Here is a 382-nt window from a genome sequence, read left to right as displayed (position 1 = left end):
AGGAACTGGTCAATACGGCCCGGGCAGGTCGTTTCGCCAAACGTTTCCTGAAAGATGGCAATATGGGCAAGTGTCATGGACTGCACTGCCTCGTGGAAGTTCGTTGCTCCCTGCCGTGGTACACGAGAGCACACCGCTGCAATGTCCAGAAGCTCTTGCTTTCGTACCGGATCGCTCTCCTGCACCGCCATTGCCTTGGCCTCTGCCGCATAGCGGTCGCCGAATTCCGCCAGTCCACTCATGGCGATCTTGACTGACCGGTAGAAATCCAGCTTTTCAGGATCGCTGGTTTGAGCTTCCATGGATGCCACTTCATCGATAATACCTTGCGCACCAACCTTGATCAGCTTTTCGTAGTCGGGAGCGAGGTGAGCAATGCCAC

At 55.5% G+C, this 382-nt stretch carries 1 protein-coding gene; it reads right to left on the bottom strand.

Features of this window, described 5'->3' with window-relative positions; translation table 11 throughout:
• Nucleotides 1-382: pyruvate formate lyase family protein (locus tag ASV53_RS24865; RefSeq protein ID WP_239928913.1), on the bottom strand; the 382-nt coding region annotated here is incomplete at both ends.

It is taken from the genome of Photobacterium sanguinicancri (assembly GCF_002265265.1).
In the GTDB taxonomy this organism is placed as follows: Bacteria; Pseudomonadota; Gammaproteobacteria; order Enterobacterales; family Vibrionaceae; genus Photobacterium; species Photobacterium sanguinicancri.
This window is presented reverse-complemented; position numbering and strand designations above follow the sequence as displayed.